The following is an 830-nucleotide window of genomic DNA, read 5'->3' as shown; positions in this document are numbered from 1 at the left end:
GCAAGACGGTGGCCGGCAGGGTGCGCATGACCGTGCCCGGCTCGGCCCACAGCGCGGGGATGCGCACCTGTCCCGGCGAGAGCATCGCGATGTTCAGGAAGATCAACTGGGCCCGGCGGCGGCCGTTGGTCAGCACGTTGGTCTCGGCCCGCACGCCCCCCGGCAGGTCGAGCACCGAGGTCCGCCAGGGCGTGAAGGCGTCCAGGCCGAGCATGGTGGCGTACGCCTGGCGCAGCCCCTGGTGCCGGGCGGCGGAGTAGGCGGCCTTGTCGAGCACCGGCTTCGGCATGCCGGGCACCCAGTTCTTGCCGATCGCCTCGCCGGCCGTGACGTAGACCGAGACCACCGGCACGCCGGCGCGCACCAGGTGCTCGGCGTCCGGGTTCATGAAGTACAGGTCGTCGTCGGGGTGGGCCATGACCTGGAGCAGCGCGGGCTCGCCGCCGGTCGCGTAGGCGTCGGTCGAACTCGGGTCCACCGCTCGTACCGGCCGGTGGACGGGGCGCGGGTGTGCGGAGCCGCCGCCCGCGCACCCGGCGGCGGTGGCGGCGGCGACCGCCGCGAAGCCGACCAGCGCCGAGCGCCGCGCTATGCCGGTATGTGAGGAGTTGTGCACCTGAGTGGTCCCGCGTCGTTCTGCGGTGGCCACCTGGAGGCCACCCTGGCGTGCTGAGAGATGTCGCAGGGTTCAACGGGGTTGCCTGCCGCGCCGCCCGTGACCGTCACGTATCGAAATGACGTACGAATGCGTGCCCACCCGGATAAGTCGGGCGTGGACGTGTCATGGCACGATGGCGATCATGCCGACGCCCATGTTCAGGGTCTTCTCC

At 71.6% G+C, this 830-nt stretch carries 1 protein-coding gene; it reads right to left on the bottom strand.

Features of this window, described 5'->3' with window-relative positions; all coding sequences use genetic code 11:
* A partial coding sequence (locus KUM32_RS40870) for a PIG-L family deacetylase (protein ID WP_308408851.1) occupies positions 1 to 649 on the bottom strand: 649 nt, incomplete at its 3' end.
* Between the last annotated feature and the right edge of the window lie 181 nt (positions 650 to 830).

The sequence above is a fragment of the Streptomyces sp. AC627_RSS907 genome (assembly GCF_019049165.1).
This window is presented reverse-complemented; position numbering and strand designations above follow the sequence as displayed.